The sequence below is a fragment of the Kribbella sandramycini genome (genome assembly GCF_013131805.1).
GTDB lineage: Bacteria > Actinomycetota > Actinomycetes > Propionibacteriales > Kribbellaceae > Kribbella > Kribbella sandramycini.
Map to the genome: position 1 here is coordinate 180,165 of NZ_JABJRC010000001.1, position 21,478 is coordinate 201,642.

The 21,478-nt window shown below is 69.1% G+C and carries 17 protein-coding genes; 3 read left to right on the plus strand and 14 right to left on the minus strand.

The features are described 5' to 3' along the window. Positions 1 to 6 precede the first annotated feature (6 nt). Together HPO96_RS00730 and HPO96_RS00735 are read left to right on the plus strand one after the other, a co-directional pair. Positions 7 to 573 (plus strand): winged helix-turn-helix domain-containing protein, encoded by a 567-nt coding sequence (locus HPO96_RS00730; protein WP_171670113.1) that lies wholly within the window; start codon positions 7 to 9, stop codon positions 571 to 573. Positions 574 to 662: 89 nt separating this feature from the next. Beyond that, positions 663 to 2,384: an alpha/beta hydrolase gene (locus tag HPO96_RS00735; RefSeq protein ID WP_171670114.1), complete on the plus strand. Its 1,722-nt coding sequence runs from the start codon at positions 663 to 665 to the stop codon at positions 2,382 to 2,384. A 456-nt stretch (positions 2,385 to 2,840) separates the two neighbouring features. On the opposite strand, the gene HPO96_RS00740 is transcribed toward HPO96_RS00735, so the two are convergent. The 13 genes from HPO96_RS00740 to HPO96_RS00800 all read right to left on the minus strand — a co-directional run bounded on the left by HPO96_RS00740 (position 2,841) and on the right by HPO96_RS00800 (position 19,356). After that, entirely contained in the window at positions 2,841 to 5,336 is a 2,496-nt protein-coding gene (locus HPO96_RS00740; protein WP_171670116.1) for a tetratricopeptide repeat protein, read from the minus strand. A gap of 113 nt (positions 5,337 to 5,449) precedes the next feature. Next, a complete protein-coding gene (locus HPO96_RS00745) occupies positions 5,450 to 5,899 on the minus strand; it encodes a hypothetical protein (protein ID WP_171670117.1) in 450 nt (149 codons plus the stop codon). Then, complete coding sequence (dapB, locus tag HPO96_RS00750; RefSeq protein WP_202885444.1) at positions 5,900 to 6,646, minus strand: 4-hydroxy-tetrahydrodipicolinate reductase; 747 nt, start codon at positions 6,644 to 6,646, stop codon at positions 5,900 to 5,902. It lies immediately after the preceding gene. Positions 6,647 to 6,684: 38 nt separating this feature from the next. Beyond that, complete coding sequence (locus tag HPO96_RS00755; protein ID WP_171670121.1) at positions 6,685 to 7,689, minus strand: ABC transporter ATP-binding protein; 1,005 nt, start codon at positions 7,687 to 7,689, stop codon at positions 6,685 to 6,687. Then, positions 7,689 to 8,687, minus strand: coding sequence for an ABC transporter ATP-binding protein (locus HPO96_RS00760; protein ID WP_171670122.1), 999 nt, complete (start codon positions 8,685 to 8,687; stop codon positions 7,689 to 7,691). Before HPO96_RS00760 ends, HPO96_RS00755 begins: the two co-directional genes overlap by 1 nt. Beyond that, entirely contained in the window at positions 8,684 to 9,580 is an 897-nt protein-coding gene (locus tag HPO96_RS00765) for an ABC transporter permease (RefSeq protein WP_171670124.1), read from the minus strand. Before HPO96_RS00765 ends, HPO96_RS00760 begins: the two co-directional genes overlap by 4 nt. After that, entirely contained in the window at positions 9,573 to 10,499 is a 927-nt protein-coding gene (locus HPO96_RS00770) for an ABC transporter permease (protein WP_171670126.1), read from the minus strand. The genes HPO96_RS00765 and HPO96_RS00770 overlap by 8 nt, the downstream gene beginning before the upstream one ends. After that, positions 10,500 to 12,107, minus strand: coding sequence for an ABC transporter substrate-binding protein (locus HPO96_RS00775; protein ID WP_171670127.1), 1,608 nt, complete (start codon positions 12,105 to 12,107; stop codon positions 10,500 to 10,502). A 255-nt stretch (positions 12,108 to 12,362) separates the two neighbouring features. Further along, positions 12,363 to 14,069, minus strand: coding sequence for an ATP-binding cassette domain-containing protein (locus tag HPO96_RS00780; protein ID WP_171670129.1), 1,707 nt, complete (start codon positions 14,067 to 14,069; stop codon positions 12,363 to 12,365). Between the two features lie 134 nt (positions 14,070 to 14,203). Beyond that, positions 14,204 to 15,517, minus strand: a complete 1,314-nt coding sequence (locus HPO96_RS00785) for an insulinase family protein (RefSeq protein WP_171670131.1) — start codon at positions 15,515 to 15,517, stop codon at positions 14,204 to 14,206. Then, a complete protein-coding gene (locus tag HPO96_RS00790) occupies positions 15,514 to 17,736 on the minus strand; it encodes a polyribonucleotide nucleotidyltransferase (RefSeq protein WP_171672253.1) in 2,223 nt (740 codons plus the stop codon). The genes HPO96_RS00785 and HPO96_RS00790 overlap by 4 nt, the downstream gene beginning before the upstream one ends. 268 nt (positions 17,737 to 18,004) lie before the next feature. Beyond that, positions 18,005 to 18,277, minus strand: a complete 273-nt coding sequence (rpsO, locus tag HPO96_RS00795) for a 30S ribosomal protein S15 (RefSeq protein WP_171670133.1) — start codon at positions 18,275 to 18,277, stop codon at positions 18,005 to 18,007. A 116-nt stretch (positions 18,278 to 18,393) separates the two neighbouring features. Further along, a complete protein-coding gene (locus tag HPO96_RS00800) occupies positions 18,394 to 19,356 on the minus strand; it encodes a bifunctional riboflavin kinase/FAD synthetase (protein ID WP_171670134.1) in 963 nt (320 codons plus the stop codon). A 151-nt stretch (positions 19,357 to 19,507) separates the two neighbouring features. On the opposite strand from HPO96_RS00800, the gene HPO96_RS00805 reads away from it, so the two are divergent. Further along, positions 19,508 to 20,521 (plus strand): SGNH/GDSL hydrolase family protein, encoded by a 1,014-nt coding sequence (locus tag HPO96_RS00805; RefSeq protein WP_337796454.1) that lies wholly within the window; start codon positions 19,508 to 19,510, stop codon positions 20,519 to 20,521. Positions 20,522 to 20,587: 66 nt separating this feature from the next. Here HPO96_RS00805 and HPO96_RS00810 read toward each other — a convergent pair whose 3' ends face one another. After that, complete coding sequence (locus tag HPO96_RS00810; protein WP_171670136.1) at positions 20,588 to 21,469, minus strand: NAD-dependent protein deacetylase; 882 nt, start codon at positions 21,467 to 21,469, stop codon at positions 20,588 to 20,590. Positions 21,470 to 21,478: the final 9 nt, after the last annotated feature.

A 21,478-nucleotide genomic window follows, 5' to 3' on the forward strand; every position in this document is an offset into this window, starting at 1 on the left:
ACCCGCATGACTGAAGTGCGGGTTAACGAGGTGGGCGACATGGTGCTGACCGAGGCCGCAGCGATGCGCGCCTTGGCCCAGCCGGTGCGACTGGCTCTGATGGATCAGCTGACTCGCCAAGGTGCAGCGACGACGGACGAGCTCGGCAGCGCGGTGGACGTCAGCACGGACGAGGCGGCCGAGCATCTCGGCGAGCTGGCCGCAGTGGGCTTGGTCCGCGCGATCGACGACGGCTGGGAGGCCTGTGGACGCGGCCTGTTCTTCGAGATCCCCGAGGACGGACCCGTCGACGTACAGGAGGCAGCGCGGGCGCTGAGCAGCGCAATGCTGCTCAGCTACGAGCATGTGCCGCGAGAGTGGGTCGAGGACACCGAACCGGCACTGGACGTGGACTGGGCGCGTTCAGCAGGTCTGTTCAACGCAGGTATGTGGCTGACCGCGGCTGAGCTGCGCAAGGTGCAGGAGGACCTGGAGACGCTGCTGATGCCTTATCTGCAACGGACTGGGCCGACCGAGGATGCGCGGCGAGTGCGGATGCTGGCGTACTTCCTGCCGCCCACAACGGACAGCTGATTCGCGCCGGGCCGGGGGCGGTACTCGACGACGTGCAGCTGACATGACAGATTGCGACGGTCCGATCACGCATTGCCGTTGGAGTCTGTATGAAGCTCGTCTCCCTGGCCATCGGCCTGGGGCTCTCCGCCACCGCCGTCCTGGTTGTCCCCGGATCGGGAGCGACCGCCTCGATGGAGCCGGAGGTGATCGTCGACAAGGCACGGCCGGTCGCGAACAAGTACCTGGATCAGCGGCTCAGCTGGCGGCAGTGCGGCGACGAGGAGCTGCGGACGTTCTGCACGAAGATCACCGTGCCGCGGGACTGGGCTCACCAGTCGTCCGGGCATGACATCCAGATCGCGGTCAGCAAAGTCGCACCCAAGCACGGCAAGCCGAGCCGGGTCGTGTTCGGCAACCCCGGCGGCCCAGGTGGCGCCGGGCTCGGTATGGCGCCGTACCTGGCCGGCCAGGCCGCACTGGCCAAGAACCACCTCACAGTCGGTTTCGACCCACGCGGCACCGGCGAGAGCACCAACATCACCTGTCAGGGCGCACCGGGCTACACGATGGACGCCCGGGACCGTGACCCGTGGAACCTCGACCTGATCGCCGCAGCCTCCGGTCTGCACCAGGCGTACTGCGACCGCCAGTCCCGCGGCCTGCTGCCCTACATCACCACTGCGCAGACCGTGCAGGACATGGACCTGATCCGGCAGCTGCTCGGCTTCAACACGATCGACTTCCTCGGCTACTCGGCCGGCACCTGGACGGGCGCGTACTACCAGGCCTACTTCCCGCAGCACGTCGGCCGGTTCGTGCTGGACTCGAACACCGATTTCACCAGCCCCTGGCTGACCAGCTTCGCCGCTCAGCCGGCTGCGTTCGAGCGGCGCTTCCGCACGGACTTCGCGACCTGGGCGGCCAAGTACGACGACCGGCTGCACCTGGGCACCTCGCCGCGACTCGTCGTCCGCGGCTACGAACGGTTACGGGCCGCACTCAAGAAGCAGCCGGTCACCGAGGAATTCATGGACGGCGCCATCCGCATCACCTATGACCAGAACACGCTCGACCAGATGGTCGCCGCGGATATGTATACAAAACTGGACTTCTACTCGCTGGCCCTCGACCTGGCATTTCTCCGGGACCTTTCGGCAGCGCAGACAAAGGGCGGCCCGCGGGCCGCGCAACACAAGATCGACGCACTCTCCCCGGCCCGGCAGCGCGAACTCGTCCGGCGCGCCCACCGCACGCCCGTCGGTCTGGCGCCGTTCGGCGACGACTACGAGGACGCGACCTTCACCGCGATCACCTGTAACGACACCGCCTGGCCGCAGGGTCAGGAGCACGCCGACCAGCTGGCCGGCCGGCTCGGGCCGCGGAACCCGCTGATCGGCTGGACCGTGAACGAGAACCCGTGCTTCTACTGGGACCGCCCGCGGCTGAACCTGCCGCAGCCCACCGGCCACGGCCTGCCCACCACCTTGATGGTCCAGAGCGCCCACGACCCCGCCACCAGCTACTCGCTCGCCACCGCCGCCCACCAGCGGTACGCCGGCTCCCGGCTGCTGACAGTGACCGGCGAGGGCGATCACGGCGTGTACGGCGGCGTGAACCGCTGCGCCGACCGCATCGTCGAGGCGTTCCTGACCACCGGCCGTGCGCCGGGCCAGGATGTCAGCTGCCGCGGCGAGGGCATCCCGGCCCCGAATCCGGTCCCGGACGTGCCCGGCGCGGACGACGGCGCCGCGGCGGCCGCGCTGCGGGATCGGTCGCCGCTGCGCCGGATCCAGGGATTCTCCGCGGCCATTTCCGGTTATCTGCACTGAATTCATCACGAATCGGCAGCGACCAAACGTTTGAACGCATTCCGTCGGGGTATTCCACGGGCCGGTTTCGTTATACGCACGGACAGGTCCCGATCACGGTCGGCGAAATTCCGTTGATGCCTTCGTTGTCAGGACATATTTGTCAGGGCGATGTCAGGGTTCCGTCCCTGTGCGACGCAGCGTGACTTCGGGAACCTTGGTGTCAGCGCGGGGGAACCTGCCGTCGACTGGGAGGGCTCGACGACGGTTCCCACCGCCGAACGTGGCTTCGGCCGGCTGCAAGGTGGGGGGACTGCCTGGGGGGTCAGACAGAGGCGCAGCCGGTCGGGTCACGTAGGGCACGCGCTCCCCAGATCCCTCGCGGGGCACCTTCGATCCCCCAGGTCGTGGTGCTCCGCGAGGCACGTCTCCCGCCGATCAGCAGCTCTGGTGGACTGCTGATCGCCGGGGCCGTTCCTACAGGTAGCGGGACCGGTCCGGATCCGGGGCGTTGTTCTGCGGCGGGTAACCGTCAGCGACCGCGGCCAGCGGCGCGGAGCGCCCGGCCGACCACGCCGTCCGGAAGACGCGTCTGTCCAGCGACTCCTCGATCGCGCTGCGCGTCCCCTGGTAGTCGCGCTTCTCGACCTCGGGAACCGGCGCCTGGATCACCTCGCGGACGCCGTCCGCGGCACCGAGCAGAAACGCCGCGTACTCACTGCGGCCGCGCTGCTGCGCCACTGCGGCCAGCTCTTCCAGCACACTGGCCGACCGCCAGCGGTCACCGAGGTCACGATGCTCTGCGAGGCTCTCGTCGAGCAGGTGCACCGCACGCTCGGTCAGACCGCGCCGACGCTCGACGATGCCGAGCTGGTTCAGCGACCAGGCCACGCCCTCGCGGTAGCCGAGCCGCTGCGACAGAGCCAGGCTCTCCTGCAGCAGCCCCTCCGCCTCGACCAGCTCACCCCGGTACTGCGCGATCGCACCCAGACTGATCAACGACCAGGCCAGCCCTTCGCCGTCACCCAGGCGCCGGAAACTGTCCCGCGCCCGGCCGCACCGGCGCGCAGCGATGTCCAGGTCACCGCGCAGCCAGGCTACGAAGCCCAGGTGGTTGTGCGCCCACGACATGCCGTTCTGGTCGCCAAGACTCTCGTAGAGGTCGTAACTCATACAGTGCAGGTCTTCGGCCGCTCGGTAGTCGCCGCGCTCGCGCGCCACTCCCCCGAGCCGTTGCATGACCAGCGCCCGTCCAGCGACGTCCCCAAGCTCCTCGTACTGCGCCCGTGCAGTCTCCAGCCGGGTCGTCGCAACGTCGTACTCGCACTGCAGAAACGCCAGCATGCCCGCACCGAGGTTGGCCTTGGCGGACGCCGCTGCGTCAGCGACGGACTCCGCGTCGGCCAGCGCCAGCGCCCGCTCCAGCCACTGGCCGCCCTCGGCGTAGTGCCCACGGAGGTAGCAGAACAGCCAGAGCGCACCCGACAGCCGCAGCGCCGCGCTGACCGAGCGGGTCTGCAACGCCCAGGCCATCGCGGCCCGCAGGTTGTCGAGCTCGCCTTGGAGCCGGTCCAGCCACTCCTCCTGATTGGCGCCGCGCAGCTCGCGCTCGGCCTGCTCGGCCAGCGCGACGTAGAAGTCCGCATGCCGACGGGAAGCCTCGTCCGCGCTGCCATTGGCGACCAGCCGGTCGGCGGCGTACTCCCGGATCACGGCCAGCATGTAGTAGCGCGCGACGCCGCGGTGCCGGGTGACGCGGATCAGCGACTTGTCGGCCAGCCGGCCGGTCAGGTCGAGTGCGTCGGCACGCTCTGCGGGCCCAGGCGCGGTCTGACCGGACATCACCGTCGCAGCAGCGTTCAGCGACCAGCCGCCGACGAAGACCGACAGCTGCGCGAACACGTCCCGCTCCGCGGCCGTAAGCAGGTCATGGCTCCACTCGATCGCGCCGTGCATCGACTGCTGGCGTGGGGACGCCGTCCGCGAGCCGCCGGCCAGGATGCCGAACGACGTCTCCAGCTCACCGGCCAGCTCCTCGATCGTCATCACGTTCGTCCGGGCGGCGGCAAGCTCGATCGCGAGCGGCATCCCCTCCAGCCGCCGGACCACGCGGGTGACCTGCTCGAGCTGACCAGTCGGGTCGTAGCCGCGCGCGGTGGCGCGTTCGACGAACAGCCGGACGGCGGCAGATGTCTCCGCCTGGTCCTCATCGGGCGGTAGGACCAGCGACGGGACGACGTACACGCTCTCGCCGGCGACCCGCAGCAGCTCACGGCTGCTGGCCAGGATGGCCAGATTCGGACAGGCCTCCAGAAGCGCAGCACAGACCTGGCCGACCGCGGCGACCACATGGGAGCAGTTGTCGAAGACGAGCAGCATGGAACGCTGGCCGATCTGCTCCGCGATCTCCTCGATCAGGCGGCCCGAGTCGGCGAGCCCGATCGACGCTGCGACCTCCGGAGCGACCGCTGCGGCGTCCGTCAGCGAGTCCAGCGGCACCCAGGCGACGCCGTCCGGGTAGTCGCTGGCCAGCTCAGTCGCCAGCGCCATCGTCAGTCTGGTCTTTCCGACCCCGCCGGGGCCGGTCAAGGTCAGCAAACGAGTGATGCGCTGACCCAGCAGCCGACGAGTCGCCGTCAGCTCAGTGGTGCGGCCGATCAGCTCGTTCGGCGCGGCGGGGGGCCGCCGCAGCACCGGCTGCGGCGAGTCAGTGTCCTTGCGGGCGGAGGTGGTGAGCTGGGTGCGCTCAGCGCTGTTCAGACGCAGGGCGTCCGCGAGGAGTCGCAACGTGTGCGCTCTCGGCGCACGACGACGACCTCTCTCCAACGCCGCGATCGCGTCGACACTCAAGCCAGCCAGCTCGGCCAAGCCCTCTTGCGACAACCCGGCTTCTCGCCGGTGCCGGCGCAACAGGCCACCGAAGCCCGCTCCCTGCACATCGTCCGAACCGCGGCGAGATCCGTCGGACGACACAGGACGGCTCCACCCAGTTTCCGGCCTCGCACGTGGCGGTTGCCACGGGCGTCTGAAGAAAATATCCCGATCCGCACCGCGTTGTCAGTTGTCGCGGTGCGTTCCCAGCCAACTCACAGCGAATTCGCAGCGTCGTACTGACTGATCGCGCGCCGCATCGTAGCCCGCGCGCGCTTGCGGTCACCCGCCGCGTCGTACGCCGTGGACAGCCGGAACCACACCCGCCAGTCCTCGGGAGCGGCCTCCGCCTCGGCCCGATACCGCTCGAACGCGGCATCCGCGGCGTCCCGCTCGATCCGGCCCGACGGACGCCGGGGCAGGTCGTCCACCGGCAGGCCGCCCGCAGCCTCCAGCTCTCGCGCCAGCGCCTCTGTCTGAGTCCCGAACCGCAGCTCACGCCACACCAAGTACACACCGAGTAGCGGAAGGACCAGTACGGCGACGCCGAGGCCGACCGCCACCGGATCACCGGTCCCGATCAGCAACACCCCACGCCACCCGAGCAGACCGGCGTACGCGACGAAGACCACCGCCAGTACGACGGCCGCCCGCTTGGCCGTCATTTAGGACAGGTCCATGAAGTGCTCGAGCCCGACCGTCAGCCCGGGCGTGTCGACGATCCGCCGGACGCCGAGCAGCACCCCGGCCATGAACGACACCCGCGACATCGAGTCGTGCCGGATGGTCAGCATCTCGCCCTCGTTGCCGAACAACACCTCCTGGTGCGCGATCAGACCACGCAGCCGGACGCCGTGCACCCGGATGCCTTCGATCTGCGCACCGCGGGCGCCATCCAGCTCGTCGGTGGTGGAGTCCGGAATCGGCACGCTGCCGGCCTCCTGGCGCGCTGCCGCGACCAGCTCGGCCGTCCGTCGTGCCGTACCCGACGGAGCGTCCACCTTGTCCGGATGGTGCAGCTCGATGATCTCCACGGACTCGTAGAACCGGGCCGCCTTCGCGGCGAACTGCATCATCAGCATCGCGCCGATGGAGAAGTTCGGGGCGATCAGGACGCCGACGCCCGGCGCGGCGTCCAGCCAGGACCGCAACGTCGCCAGCCGCTCCTCATCCCATCCAGTGGTCCCGACGACGGCGTGGATGCCATTCTCGATGCACCACTGCAGGTTGGTCATCACGGCCTCGGGGCGGGTCAGGTCGACCGCCACCTGAGCTCCGGCCTTGGTCAGCTCGGCCAGGTCGTCGCCCCGGCCCAGCTGCGCGACCAGCTCGCAGTCCGCCGCATCCTGCACCGCGAGGCACGTCTGAGCGCCCATCTTGCCACTGGCCCCCAGCACACCGACCTTGATCATCCGCACCCTTTCACCAAGTGGTCGAGGGCAACAGGATCTCAGACCAGAGTCTCAACGCCGTACGCCGCCTGGGCATCCTCAGCGAAATGGCAAGCCACTGCCTGACCGGACGGGATCTCCCGCAGCTGCGGTTCCTCAGTACTGCAACGAGACTCGGCACGAAGACAGCGGGTGTGGAAACGACAGCCGGCCGGCGGAGAGACCGGTGAGGGCGGGTCACCGGCCAGAACGATCCGCTTACGGCCCTGACGCGCCAGACCGGGTTCTGCGGACAGGAGCGCCTGTGTGTACGGGTGGCCGGGTGCGTCGTACACCTGTTGGTGCTGGCCGAGCTCAGCAACCCGACCGAGGTACATGACGGCTACCCGGTCGGAAACGTGCCGGACGACGGACAGGTCGTGGGCGACGAAGATGATGCTCAGACCGAGCTCACGCTGCAGCCGCATCAGCAGGTTGACCACCTGCGCCTGCACCGACAAGTCGAGCGCCGACACGGGCTCGTCGCAGAGCAGGACGTCGGGGTTCAGCGCGATCGCGCGCGCAATGCCGATGCGCTGCCGCTGACCACCGGAGAACTGATGCGGGAACTTCGTCTCGTCCTCGGCCCGCAGTCCGACCAGCTCCAGCAGCTCGCGGACGCGCTTGCGGATGTCCATCCCCTTCGACACATCCGGGTGGACTTCGAGCGGCTCGGCAACGATCTCACCGACGCGCATCCGCGGGTTCAGACTGGAGTACGGGTCCTGGAAGACGACCTGGACGTTCCGCCGCCACCGCCGCAGCTCACGGCCCCGGAGCTTGCTGACGTCGACGCCGTCGTACCGGATCGCGCCGGACGTCGGCTTCTCCAGCGCCGCGAGCAACCGGACGAGCGTCGACTTGCCGCAGCCCGATTCGCCGACGATCCCCAGCGACTCACCCTTGCGCAGCGTCAGATCGACGCCGTCGACCGCGCGGACCAAGACCTTCGACCCCAGGTTCAGCGTCGGGCTGATGTCGTAGTGCTTCACCAGATCCGTTGCCACCAGCAACTCGTCCGCCATCAGCCGGCCTCCCTCTCGAGCAGCGTCGTCCGCCGGATGCACGCGGCGTCCCGGCCGGGGGCGACGGTCAGCAACGGCGGTACGTCGTGCGCGCAGTCGCCGATCGCGATCGGGCAACGCGGCCGGAACGCGCAGCCGGACGGAATCGCCCGCAGCGACGGCGGCGTCCCCGGAATCGTCGGCAGCTCCTGGCCTTTCAGGTCGGCCGACGGCATCGATCCGAGCAGCCCCTCGGTGTAGGGGTGCACCGGACGGTCCAGTGCGGCCGCGGTCGAGGCCCGCTCGACCACATGCCCGGCGTACATCACCACGACGTTGTCGGCGACGTCCGAGACCACGCCCAGGTCGTGCGTGATCAGCACGACGCCCATGTCCCGCTCGGCCTGCAGCTCGGCGATCAGCTCCAGGATCTGCGCCTGTACGGTGACGTCGAGCGCCGTCGTCGGCTCGTCCGCGATCAGCACGTCCGGATCGAGCGCGAGCGCCATCGCGAGCATCACCCGCTGCCGCATCCCGCCGGAGAACTCGTGCGGGTAGTCCCGCGCCCGCTTCGCCGCGGCCGGGATCCGGACCTGGTCGAGCATCTCGGCGGCCCGCTTCAGCGCGTCCCGCTTCGACATCCCGCGATGCACCCGGTAGCACTCGGCGATCTGCGTCCCGACCGACTGCACCGGATTCAGCGCCGACAGCGAGTCCTGGAAGACCATCGTGATCCGGTCCCCGACGATCCGCCGCCGCTCCTTGGTCGTCATCGCGATCAGATCGGCCCCGCGGTACTCCGCCGTCCCGGACACGATCCGCCCCGGCGGCATCTCCAGGATCCCGGTCAGCGCCTGCGTCGACACGCTCTTGCCCGACCCCGACTCCCCCAGGATCGCCAGCGTCTCCCCCGCCCGCACCTGCCACGACACCCCGTCGACCGCCCGCACCGCACCCCGCGGCGTATCGAACTCGACCGACAGGTTCTCCACCTTCAGCAACACTTCGCCAGTAGTCATCGCAGCAACTTCGGGTCGAGGGCGTCCCGGATGGAGTCGCCGATGATCATGAACGAGATGGTCATGGTGGAGATGAAGAGGGCGGGCCAGAGGAACAGGTGCGGGGTGTCGCGGTAGGAGGCGGCGACGCCGAACTGGGAGCCCCAGGAGATGGACGGCGGCTGGAGGCCGACGCCGAGGAAGGTGAGGGCGGCTTCGAGGCCGACCATGCCGCCGATGCCGAGGGTGGTCATGGCGAGCAGTGGGGCCATCGCGTTCGGGAAGACGTGTTTGCGCAGGATGCGCAATGGCGGGACGCCGATCGAGCGCGCCGCCAGCACGTACTCGCGGTTGCGGACCGAGAACACCGTGGAGCGCATCAGCCGCATCCCGCCCGGCCAGCCGATCAGCAGGATGACGCCGACGATGATCCAGATGCTGCGGTTCGGCACCGAGTTGAGGATGACGATCAGCACGACCAGGCCGGGGACGGCGAACAGGACGTCCGCCGTCCGGCTGATCAGCGCGTCGACGAACCCCGGGAAGTAACCGGCCAGCAGGCCGAACGTGCCGGCCAGGATGAAAACGCCGAAACTGGCGCAGATGCTGACCAGGACGGACGGGCGCGCGCCGTACACGACGTTGGCGAAGTAGTCGCAGCCCTGGATGTCGAAACCGAAGGGATGGCCGGGCTCGCGGCTGTGCCGGCTCTTGCTCAGCTCGCAGAACCGCGGGTCGGCCGAGGTGAAGACCTTCGGCACCGCGGCCATCGCGAAGAAGACCAGCAGCAACAGGCTGCAGAGCACGAACTGCGGTTTGCGGAGCAGGGCCCGCAGCAGTTCGCGGTTCGACAGCGTGCGGCCGTCGCCGAGTTCCTGCGCCTCGGCGCTCACCACCGCTTGGACGTCAGACATGGCGCACCCTCGGGTCCAGGATCCCGTAGAGGAGATCGACCAGCAGGTTGATCACGATGAACGACAGGAACGCCAGCGTGGACAGCAGCACCACGACCCCGCCCTCCTTCAGCTTGATCGCCTGGAACATGAACTGCCCGAGCCCCGGCAGGTTGAAGATCGACTCGGTGATGATCGCGCCGCCGAACATGCCGGCCAGATCGAGCCCGATGAACGTGACCACCGGCAGCAGCGCGTTCGGCAGGATGTGCCGCCACAGCACCCGCTGCTCGCCCAGGCCCTTGGCCCGCGCGGTCTTCACGAAATCCGCGTTCACGGTCTCGACGATCGACGTCCGCATCAGCCGGGCCAGGCCCGCGAAGCCGAGGACGCCGATCACCAGCGCGGGCAGCAGGTACGAGTTCGGGAACCCCTCCAGCACGCCGGAGACCGGGAACCACTTGAGCTGTACGCCGAACACGAACTGGGCCGCGAAGTACGCGACCAGCCCCGGCACCGCCAGCAGCACCAGGGTGACCAGCAGCAGCGACCGGTCGATCAGGCCGTTGCGCTTGAACCCGGCGTAGATACCGAAGATCAGGCCGAGCGTCCACTGGACGGCGTTCGCCAGCAGCGTCAGCTTGAGCGTCACCGGGATCCGCAGCCGGAGCTGATCGGCGATGTCGGCGCCGGCGAACGTCGTCCCGAAGTTGCCGGTCAGGATGTCCTTCATACTCAGCAGGTACTGGACCAGGAACGGCTCGTCCAGGTGGAACTGGGCGCGTTTGGCGGCCAGCACCGCGGCCGGGATCGGTTTGTCGCCGGCCAGCTCGCGCAGGGGGTCCCCGGGCATCGCGAAGACGAGCGCGAAGACCCCCAGCGTGACGATCACGCCGATCGGAATCGCCGCGAGCAGGCGGCGCAGGACGAAACGGATCATCTACTTGAACGTCGCCCAGAGTGCCGAGACGCCGACGTACTTGGAGACCCGCGGCTCGATCTTGGCCGAGTGCAGGAACGCGTCGGACTTGGTGATCAGCGGGATCAGCGGCATGTCCTCGAGGGCGATGTCCTCGGCCTGCTGGTAGAGCTTGATCGCGGCGTCCGGGTCCGGCTGGGCGTCGCCCTGGGCCAGCACCTGGTCCAGCTTCGGGTTGCTGTAACCGGAGAAGTTGGCGTCACCGGTCGACTTGAACATCGGGGTCAGGTAGTCCTCGATCGAGGGGTAGTCGTGCCCCCAGCCGCTGAACCGCAGGCCGTCGAGTTTGCGGGTGTCGGCCAGCTCGGTGATCTCCGAGCCCTGCTTACCGGTGTACTTGACCTCGAGGCCGAGGTTCTGCCGGATCATGTTGCCGAGCGCCTCGGCGAAGATCTGGCCGGTCGCGCTGGTGGTGCTGTAGTTGATGTTGACCGGGCCGCTGAACCCGCCGGCCTCGGCCAGCAGCTGCTTGGCCTTCGCCGCGTCGAAGTCGCAGTACTTGCAGGCGTCGGCGCGGTAGCCGACCATGTCCGGCGCGACCAGGGCCTTGGCCGGCTCGGCGAGGCCGACCAGGTCGGCGTACGCCTTGCGGTCGATGGCCATCGAGAACGCGTGCCGCAGCTTGGGGTTCTTGAAGCGCTCGTCCCATGCGGGCAGCGTCAGGTAGTTGGCGCCCGAGCTGACGCTGGTCACCCACTGGTCCGGGGCGTCGTCCTTGAAGCTCTTGATCTTGGTCGACGGGACGCCGACGAAGTCGACGGTGCCGGCCTGGAACTCGTTGTACGCCGTGTCCGCGTTCGGGATGAAGCGGAAGGTGATGGCGTCGGCGTCCGGGGCGGTCTGCTTGTAGCCGTCCCACTTCGCCAGCTTGATGTCGTCACCGGCGTTCCAGTCGGCGGCCAGCTTGTACGGGCCGTTGCCGATCGGCTTGCGCTTGTAGGCGTCCGGGTCCTTGCGGACCTCCTCGGGCAGCGGCGCCAGCCCGAAGTACTGCAGGGTGAGGCCGAACTGCGAGAACGGGACCTTGAGCTTGACCGTGAACGTCAGGTCGTCGACCTGCTTCAGGCCGGACAGCGCCTTGACCGCGGTCGGCTTCGGGGTGGCGCCGTCCGGGGTCTCCGGGTTGAGCGCGTCGTACCCCTCGATCTTCGAGAAGAAGCCGTTGTTCTTCCACGCGGTCGAGCCCTGCGCGGTCAGGTTCCAGCTGTCCACGTAGTCCTTCGCGGTCAGCGGCTGGCCGTTCTGGAAGGTGTTCCCCGGCTTCAGCTTGATCGTCCAGGTCTGGCTGTTCTTGTCCGGGGTGACGGAATCCGCCATCACGTTCAGCAGCTTGCCGGTGTTCGGGTCCGTGGTCACCAGCGGCGCGAACATCGCCATCGCGACCTGGATCCCCGGGCTGCCGTTCTCGTTCAGCGGGTTGATGTACTCCAGCGGCTCCGCTGCGATCGCGATCACCGTGGACCGGGCGCCGTCGCCGGAGCCGCTCCCACTCGACTTACCGTCCCCACAGGAGGCCAGCACCAGGCTGAGCCCGAGCGCCACCCCCACAACCCCAGTCAGACGTCGCACGGTCGGACCAACTTCCTCGGCAAAGCGCCGTTCGGCAGGCGGATCAAGCGCCATGTTTGCTGGTCGAAACTGCGCATGTCAACGTTGTCAGCCTCAAATCGGCCTCGCGTAACGCAGGCGTTACCTCGCCAAGACCTCAGATGACTCTCCTGAGGCAGCCCTTACTTCCGCATTTCTGTCCACCCGAACCGCCAAGTCATCAGATGTCAACCCTTTACCAGCATCCTGTCCATTCCTGCGCACAAACGCGCAGTGTCAGCCCTCCTGAGCGGCGCACAGCCGAGCGAACCGACCCGCCGGATCCGCGATCAGCTGCTGATAGGTCCCGTGCTGGACGACGCGACCCTCGTCGAGGACGTAGATGCGGTCCATCTCGACGAGGGTCGAGGCACGATGCGAGACGACGAGGGTGATGCGGTGCTGCTTGGTGCGCTGCAGTCCGGCGAAGATGTCGCGTTCGGCTTCGGCGTCGATCGCGGAGGTGGGTTCGTCGAGGATCCAGATCCCCGCGTTGCGCAGGTGGATCCTGGCCAGAGCCACCCGCTGCCATTGGCCACCGGAGATCCCGATGCCGCCCCACTGCTGGCCCAGCTGGGTGTCCGGGCTCAGGCGGTCGTAGTGGGCGGCGGCCAGCGCCGTCCGGATGACGTCGTCCGGTACGTCGCCGGGCATACCCAAGGCGACTGCGTCGCGCAGGGTGAACTCGAAGCGGCCGAACTCCTGGACCAGTAGGCCGAAGTGTCCGAGCCGCTCGGGCTCGGTCAGGTCGGCCGCATCCCGGCCGTCGATCAGGATCCGGCCCGCGCATGGCGTCAGGCCGCCGACCAGCAGATTGACCGCCGTCGTCTTCCCGGCGCCGTTCACGCCGACCAGCGCGACCAGCTCGCCGCGCCGCGCGCTGAGCGAGACGTTCGAGAACGCCGGCCGGTCGGCCCCGGGGTACCGGTACGTGACGTTGTCCAGGGCAACGGATTCGACGACCGGTACGACGGTCTGCGGCGCGGCCGGTGGGACGCTCGCGACGAAACGCCGGTAGATCCGCGCCTGGGGCGTGGCGGTGACGATCGAGCCGAAGGCGTAGCCACACAAGCGGATCGCGTTCAGCCCGGAGATCGTGCCCGCCACCGCCGCGGCGGCCGCTCCCCCGCTCGCGCCGCCGAGGACCAGCGCGGCCAGGGCGCCGCCGAACAGCAGCGCGGTCGCGACCGCAGCCGCCAGCTCCCACCACATCGCCACCGCGATCATCCCGTCCAGAACGACCGTCGCCGCAGTCCGATGCCGAGCGGCCAGCGCCGCGACCTTCGCGCCGGAGCCGAGTACCGCGAGCTCCGTCCCCGAGCGTTGCCGGATCAGCTGCTCGGTCGCGTACGCCGCGCGCCGGTCCTGCTCGGCGACCTTGGGCCATCCGGCCGACTCCATCCGCGAGATCAGGCTGAACGCAAAAACGGTCGGTACCAGCGCCGCCAGGACCAGTGCGCCCGACAACGGATTGATCGACCAGATCGCCGTACACAACCCCGCCGACGTCACCGCCGCCCCCAGCACCTGCACCGGCCGCGATGCCAGCTGGCCGAGCGGCTCGGTCGCCGCCTGGCTCGCCTCCAGGTCGGTCACCACCGCCGGGTCGGCCAGGCGGCTCGGGCTCAACCGCGCGGCGGCGTCCGCCAACTCGACCCGGTAGTGCAGCTTCAGCCACAACGTCAGCCGCTGCCCGGCCGCCAGCGCTACTTGGCCGAGCGGGTACATCAACCCGACGACGACCGTCAGCACGACCAGCGCTCCCCAGGGACGCCCACCGCCCGCAAGCCCGTCGACCAGTTGGCTGATCAGCAGCACCTGAGCGCCGGGCAGCACGGACTGCACGAGCACGAGTAGGCAGCACAGGACGAGCCAGCCCGGTGAGACGCGGACAGCATCGGTCAGAGCGTTGGACGCAGTACGCATCGCGTCACGAAGAACCATGGGAATCCTCTGGTATGCAGACAGGCCGGAGCCGCGCTGAGGGTTCAGCGCGGTGATCCGTCGGCCGTCAAGTGCGTGTGATCGCGTTCAGCGAGCGATCCAGAGGCAGATCACGTGTGACGTTGCGGGTGAGACTACAACGTGAAGGCGGTGGTGTCCTCGGCGAACGGGCCCATCACGGTCAGGGCCGGGTCGCCCGCGTACAGGTGGGCGGCGAGGGCGGTGACGTCGTCGAGGGTGACGGCGTCGATGTGGCCGAGAATCTCGTCGACCGTGGGCAGCTCGCCGTAGACGAGCTCGGCCTTGGCGATCCGGGTCATCTTGGCGCCCGTGTCCTCCAGGCCCATCACGACCGAGCCGCGCATCTGCCCTTTACCGCGCAGGAGCTCGTCCGGCGTGATGCTGCCGGCGGCGATCGACTCGAGCTCGCGACGGACGACGTCCAGCACCTCGGGGGCCTTCTTGGGCAGGCAGCCGGCGTAGACGCCGACCATCCCGGAGTCGGTGTACGCCGAGCCGAAGCTGAAGACCGAATAGGCCAGGCCGCGCTTCTCGCGGACCTCCTGGAACAGGCGCGACGACATGCCGCCGCCGACGATGCCGTGCAGGACGCCGGCCGCGTACCGGCGCGGGTCGTTGCGGACCAGGCCCGGCATCCCGAGCACCAGATGCGCCTGCTCGACGTCGCGGTGGTGCACGCGAACGCCGCCGTACGTCGGGACCCGGCGGCTCGACGGACGCCGGATCGGCGCGGGCTCGGCGTCCGCAGTGACCCAGTGCCGCTCGAAGGCCTTGCGGACCAGGCGGACGACGTCGGCGTGGTCGACGTTCCCGGCGACCGAGACGACGATGTTGGCCGGTTTGTAGCGGCGCCGGTACCAGCCGGCGACCTGCTGCCGGGTCAGGGCCGCGACCGACTCCGGCGTGCCGGTGATCGAGCGGCCGAGGGGGGACGCGCCCCAGACCTGCTCGGCGAACAGGTCGTGGATGTGGTCCGACGTCTCGTCGGCGTGCATCGCGATCTCTTCGTCGATGACGTCGCGCTCACTCTCGACGTCGGCCGCGGTCAGCGTGGCCGAGGTGATCATGTCGCAGATGACGTCAACGGCCAGCGGCAGGTCGGAGTCGAGCACCCGCGAGTAGTAGCAGGTGTACTCCTTACCGGTGAACGCGTTCATCTCACCGCCGACCGCGTCGATCGCGGCCGAGATCTCGAGCGCGTCGCGGCGCTCGGTGCCCTTGAACAGCAGGTGTTCGAGGAAATGCGTCGCGCCGGCCAGCTGGGCCGGCTCGTCGCGGGAGCCGACGCCGACCCACACGCCGAAGGTGACCGAGCGGAAACCCGGTACGGACTGGGACAGCACACGAAGCCCGGAGGGCAGGACGGTCCGTTTGACCGGACCGCCCGCCTCCGGGCTCAGCAGCGTGCTGGTGACGGCTCTGCTCACTCGGCGGAGTCAGCCACCTTCTCGTCGGACTTCTTCTCGTCCTCACCCTCGACCACCGGGATCAGCGAGAGCTTGCCGCGGTCGTCGATCTCGGCGATCTCGACCTGCAGCTTCTGGCCGACCGAGAGGACGTCCTCGACGGCCTCGACGCGCTTGCCACCGGCCAGGCCCCGCAGCTTGCTGATGTGCAGCAGGCCGTCCTTACCGGGGAGCAGGCTGATGAACGCGCCGAAGTTGGTCGTCTTCACGACCGTGCCCAGGTAGCGCTCGCCCTTCTCCGGCATGGTCGGGTTCGCGATCGCGTTGATCGCGGCCCGGGCGGCCTCGGCCGAGGGGCCGTCGGTCGCGCCGATGTAGACGGTGCCGTCGTCCTCGATGGAGATGTCGGCGCCGGTGTCCTCGGTGATCTGGTTGATCATCTTGCCCTTCGGGCCGATGACCTCGCCGATCTTGTCGACCGGGACCTTCACCGAGATGACCCGCGGCGCGAACTCGCTCATCTCACCCGGCGCGTCGATGGCCTTGGCCATCACGTCCAGGATCGTCAGGCGGGCGTCCTTGGCCTGGGTCAGCGCACCCGCGAGCACGCTGGCCGGGATGCCGTCGAGCTTCGTGTCCAGCTGGAGAGCCGTGACGAAGTCCTTGGTGCCGGCGACCTTGAAGTCCATGTCGCCGAAGGCGTCCTCGGCGCCGAGGATGTCGGTCAGCGCGACGTACTCGGTCTTGCCGTCGACCTCACCGGAGATCAGGCCCATGGCGATACCGGCGACCGGGGCCTTCAGCGGCACACCGGCGTTCAGCAGCGACAGCGTCGAGGCGCAGACCGAGCCCATCGACGTCGAGCCGTTCGAGCCGAGCGCCTCGGAGACCTGACGCAGCGCGTACGGGAAGTCCTCCCGCGACGGCAGCACCGGCACCAGGGCCCGCTCGGCCAGCGCGCCGTGACCGATCTCGCGGCGCTTCGGCGAACCGACCCGGCCGGTCTCACCGGTCGAGTACGGCGGGAAGTTGTAGTTGTGCATGTAGCGCTTCCGCGTCTCCGGGGAGAGCGTGTCGAGCTGCTGCTCCATCCGGAGCATGTTCAGCGTGGTGACACCCATGATCTGGGTCTCGCCGCGCTCGAACAGCGCCGAGCCGTGGACGCGCGGCAGGATGCCGATCTGCGCCTTCAGCGGCCGGATGTCGGCCAGCCCGCGGCCGTCGATGCGGACCTTGTCCTTCAGCACGCGCTGCCGGACGAGCTTCTTGGTCAGCGAGCGGAAGGCTGCGGACAGCTCCTTCTCGCGACCCTCGAAGTCGGCGGCGAGCTTGTCGACCACGGCGGCCTTGACGGCGTCGGTGGCGTCCTCGCGCTCGTGCTTGCCGGCGATGGTCAGCGCCTGCGACAACTCGTCGGTGGCGGCGGCCTCGACGGCGGCGAACGCGTCGTCGGCGTAGTCCGGGAAGACGGGGAACTCGCCGGTCGGCTTGGACGCCTTGGCGGCCAGCTCGGACTGCGCGTCGACCAGGGTCTTGATGAAGCCCTTGGCGGCCTCCAGGCCCTCGGCGACGACCTCCTCGGTCGGCGCCTGCTTGCCGGCGGCAACGGCCTCGAAGGTGCCCGGCGTGGACTCCGCCTCGACCATCATGATCGCGACGTCGCCGGCGTCGGTGACGCGGCCGGCCACGACCATGTCGAAGACGGCGTCCTCGAGCTCGGTGTGGGTCGGGAACGCGACCCACTGGTTGCCGATCAGGGCCACCCGGGTGGCGCCGATCGGGCCGGAGAACGGCAGCCCGGCGATCTGGGTGGACATCGACGCCGCGTTGATCGCGAGCACGTCGTAGAGCTTGTCCGGGTTCAGGGCCAGGACGGTGATGACGACCTGGATCTCGTTGCGCAGGCCGGAGACGAACGACGGCCGCAGCGGGCGGTCGATCAGCCGGCAGGTCAGGATGGCCTCTTCGGAGGGCCGGCCCTCGCGGCGGAAGAACGAGCCGGGGATCCGCCCAGCGGCGTACATCCGCTCCTCGACGTCGACCGTCAGCGGGAAGAAGTCGAACTGGTCCTTGGGCTTCTTGGAGGCCGTGGTGGCCGAGAGCACCATGGTGTCGCCGTCGAGGTAGGCGGCGGCCGAGCCGGCGGCCTGCTGGGCCAGGCGGCCCGTCTCGAAGCGGATGGTGCGGGTGCCGAAGCTGCCGTTGTCGATGACGGCCTCAGCGAATTGTGCGCCGTCCATCGGCGCGTTGGTGGATCCCGACACGGGATACCCCTCTCTCACAGTGTTGACGACTGCGAGGCGCGAGCTCCGGGGTGCCGGTCTTCGATCGAGGCCCGCGGGTACGGCGCTACCTGTACCCGAAAGCCACTACCGAGGACCGGTCGTCCTCCCGCCACGCGCATCGCGTCGCCTCGTACGTCTTACATGTATTCAGTTGTGATCCACGCTAGCGGGCGTGGATACGCGAGGAGCGGCCACCCGGACTCGGGGGCCGCTCCTCACGACGTCATCGGCGAAGGCCGAGCCGCTCGATCAGGGACCGGTAGCGGTTGATGTCCTTCTTCGCCAGGTAGTTCAGCAGCCGGCGGCGCTGACCGACGAGCAGCAGCAGGCCACGACGGCTGTGGTGGTCGTGCTTGTGCTCCTTCAGGTGCTCCGTCAGGTGCGAAATGCGGTGCGTGAGCAGCGCGACCTGGACCTCGGGAGAGCCCGTGTCGCCCTCGGTCAGGGCGTACTCGCCCATGATCTTCTTCTTCGTTGCAGCATCAACAGCTGACACAGAAGTTCCTCTCGATTTCCGTTGCGCGGCGCACCGGGGCTTCGTCACCCGAGCACTCTCGTTCCGCGGCCGTTCAGACGGCAGCGCCCAGGGTATCAGTCCGTGGACGCGGCACCCTAATTCTCGGTAAGGGTCCGGCGCGCCTGGTCGACATCGGCCTTCATCTGGACCAGCAGGTCGTCGATGGTCTCGAAGCGGATCTGCGTCCCGCGCAGCCGGGCCACGAAGTCGATCGCGATCCGCGCGCCGTAGAGCTCCAGGTCGTCGCGGTCCAGCACGTACGACTCCACCCGCCGGTCCACGCCGTCGAACGTCGGGTTGCTGCCGACGCTGATCGCGGCCGGCATCGACTCGCCGTACGCCGGGCCGCCCGCGGCCGGGGTGAGCACGGTCAGCCACCCGGCGTACACCCCGTCCTGCGGGACGGCGGCAGCCGGATCGGCGGGGATGTTCGCGGTCGGGTAACCCAGCTCACGGCCGCGCTTGTCGCCTTCGACGACCACGCCGGTGACCCGCAGCGGCCGCCCGAGCGCCCCGGCCGCAGCCTCCACGTTGCCCTCGGCCAACTGCCGGCGCACGTACGTCGACGACCACGGCTGGGCGTCGCCGGCCAGGCTCAGCCCTTCGACCTGGAACCCGTGCGTCGCGCCCGCCGCGACCAGCGTGTCGACGTGACCCGCGGCCCGGTGGCCGAAGCGGAAGTTCTCCCCGACGACGATCGCCTTGGCGTGCAGCGTGCCGACCAGGACGCGCTCGATGAACTCCTCCGGCGACCAGGCCGCGACGTCCTTGTCGAACGGGAGGATCAGGACGGCGTCCGCGCCGTGCCGGCCGAGCAGCTCCGCGCGCCGGCCGGGCTCACTGAGCATCAGCGGCGCGTGATCGGGCCGCAGCACCCGCATCGGGTGCGGGTCGAAGGTGAGCGCGACCACCGGCAGCCCGCCCAGCTCGGCGGCCCGCGCCTTGGCGTGCGCGAGCACCTCCTGGTGACCCCGATGCACCCCGTCGAAGTTGCCGATGGTGACGACCGACGGGCCGAATTCCGCACCCACCTCGTCCAAACCGTGCCAGACACGCATAAGAGCAGGATTCCATGTAGTCACCGTCCCCACCCCACCGCCCCGGTCAGGGTCAGGTCCCGGTTCTTCGCAGCAGGTCCACCGTCACCCCTTGTAATCGGGTGATGACTCAACTTAGGGTGGGCCCGCTACCGAGCCTTGGGGAGGCCAAGTGAAGTTCCACCGTGCGATCGCCACGGTCACCGGGTTGCTGATGACGACGGCGCTGACCGTCGCGGCGACGGCTCCGGCGCAGGCGGGACAGCACCGATTCCGCGAGTACGTCGCGCTCGGTGACTCCTACACCTCGGCGCCGTTCGTCCCGATCCCGGATCTGCTGTCGCTCGGGTGCGCCCGATCGTTCAGCAACTACCCCAAGCTGGTCGCCGCCGCGTTCGGCGTGCACCGGTTCACCGACGTCAGCTGCGGCGGCGCCGACACCACGAACATGCTGAACCCGCAGAGCACGATCCTCGGCACGGCGCGGCCACAGTTCGACGCGCTGACCCCGCGGACGGATCTGGTCACCCTCGGGATCGGCGGCAACGACTTCGGCGTGTTCGGCGCCGTGATCGACAAATGCCCCGAGCTGCGCGCCTCCGACCCGGCCGGCGCGCCTTGCCGGGCGCACTTCACGGTCGACGGCGTGGACACGCTGAAGGCCAAGATCGCCCAGACGCAGACCCGGATCACGACTGTTGTCCAGGGCATCAAACAGCGGTCGCCGAAGGCCACGATCGTGCTCGTCGGCTACCCGAAGATCGCGCCCGAGCACGGCACCTGCCCGGACATCCTGCCGTTCGCCGACGGCGACTACGGCTACCTGTACGCGATCGAGCAGGCGCTGAACGCCGCCGTCGCGAACGCCGCCGCTGCCACCGGGGCGACATACGTCGACACCTTCGGGCCCTCGACCGGGCACGACGCCTGCGCGCCGGACGGCCAGGCCTGGATCCAGGGCAAGGACCTCAACCTGCTCCGCGCCGCCAACTACCACCCGCGCTACGAGGGTCAGGCCGGCGTCGCGTCGCTGACCGTCAAGAAGCTGACCGGCAAGCCCGCCACGGTCTCCGCGACCGAGCAGGCCGCCTGGGCGGCCAAGGGCCGCGAGCTGACCAGGTCGGCTGCCACCTCACCGGCCGTCAAGGCCGCCAATGACCGCGTACGGACCAGCGCGCAACGCTGACCCTTTCCAATCCGTACGCCGGCGCCGGGCCGGGCCACCTCATCCGTGGCCCGGCCCGGTCGTTTGTCACGGCAGTGTCGTGCTCAGCTCGCTGAGCGCCTGGCCGAGCGGCAGGTTGATCCGCTGCCGCGCGTACGGGTCGCCGCGGGTGATGCCCTGGTTGACGATCAGAACCGGCGTACCGGCCTTGGCCGCGTGCCGCACGAAGCGGAAGCCGGACATCACGGTCAGGGACGAGCCGAGGACCAGTACGGCGTCCGCCGCGTCGATCAGCCGGTAACAGCGCTCCACGCGCGGTTTGGGCACGTTCTCGCCGAAGAACACCACATCCGGTTTGAGCACGCCGCCGCAGACCGTGCACGGAACGACGGTGAACTCGCGGACGACGTCCTCGGGCAGGTCGACATCGCCGTCCGGGTTGATCCGGGTCGCCTCGGCCTCGAAGTGCTCGTTGGCGGCCCGGAGCCGGATGTCGAGGGCTTCACGAGCGGACGTCGTACCGCAGTCCAGACAGATGACGCGGTCGAGGTTGCCGTGCAGCTCGATCACATCCCGCGACCCGGCGGCCGTGTGCAGGCCGTCGACGTTCTGGGTGATGACGCCGGTCAGGTAGCCACGGGCTTGGAGTGCCGCGACTGCCCGGTGGCCGTCGTTGGGATGCGCGCGGGCGATCGTGCGCCAGCCGAGGTGGCTGCGCGCCCAGTACCGCTGTCGACCGGCTTCGCTCGCGACGAAGTCGCCGTACGTCATCGGAGTGTGGGTGCGCAGGCTGCCGGTCTCACCGCGGTAGTCGGGGATGCCGGACTCGGTGGAGATGCCCGCGCCGCTGAGTACAACGACTCCCCCAGCCGCGACCACCTCAGCCAGCGGACCGATCTCCGTGGCCGCAGGCTCCAAGGCCAGTACGTCGGGGCCGGGAGCCCACTGCAGAGTCGGACGGGAGCGCACGTCTCCAGG

What these genes read in the sequence shown, in the direction of transcription:
- HPO96_RS00730 (WP_171670113.1), top strand. Translation starts at nt 7, where the DNA reads ATGACTGAAGTGCGGGTTAACGAGGTGGGCGACATGGTGCTGACCGAG.
- HPO96_RS00735 (WP_171670114.1), top strand. Translation starts at nt 663, where the DNA reads ATGAAGCTCGTCTCCCTGGCCATCGGCCTGGGGCTCTCCGCCACCGCC.
- HPO96_RS00745 (WP_171670117.1), bottom strand. Translation starts at nt 5,899, where the DNA reads ATGACGGCCAAGCGGGCGGCCGTCGTACTGGCGGTGGTCTTCGTCGCG.
- dapB (WP_202885444.1), bottom strand. Translation starts at nt 6,646, where the DNA reads ATGATCAAGGTCGGTGTGCTGGGGGCCAGTGGCAAGATGGGCGCTCAG.
- HPO96_RS00755 (WP_171670121.1), bottom strand. Translation starts at nt 7,689, where the DNA reads ATGGCGGACGAGTTGCTGGTGGCAACGGATCTGGTGAAGCACTACGAC.
- HPO96_RS00760 (WP_171670122.1), bottom strand. Translation starts at nt 8,687, where the DNA reads ATGACTACTGGCGAAGTGTTGCTGAAGGTGGAGAACCTGTCGGTCGAG.
- HPO96_RS00765 (WP_171670124.1), bottom strand. Translation starts at nt 9,580, where the DNA reads ATGTCTGACGTCCAAGCGGTGGTGAGCGCCGAGGCGCAGGAACTCGGC.
- HPO96_RS00770 (WP_171670126.1), bottom strand. Translation starts at nt 10,499, where the DNA reads ATGATCCGTTTCGTCCTGCGCCGCCTGCTCGCGGCGATTCCGATCGGC.
- HPO96_RS00780 (WP_171670129.1), bottom strand. Translation starts at nt 14,069, where the DNA reads ATGGTTCTTCGTGACGCGATGCGTACTGCGTCCAACGCTCTGACCGAT.
- HPO96_RS00790 (WP_171672253.1), bottom strand. Translation starts at nt 17,736, where the DNA reads ATGGACGGCGCACAATTCGCTGAGGCCGTCATCGACAACGGCAGCTTC.
- HPO96_RS00800 (WP_171670134.1), bottom strand. Translation starts at nt 19,356, where the DNA reads ATGCGTGTCTGGCACGGTTTGGACGAGGTGGGTGCGGAATTCGGCCCG.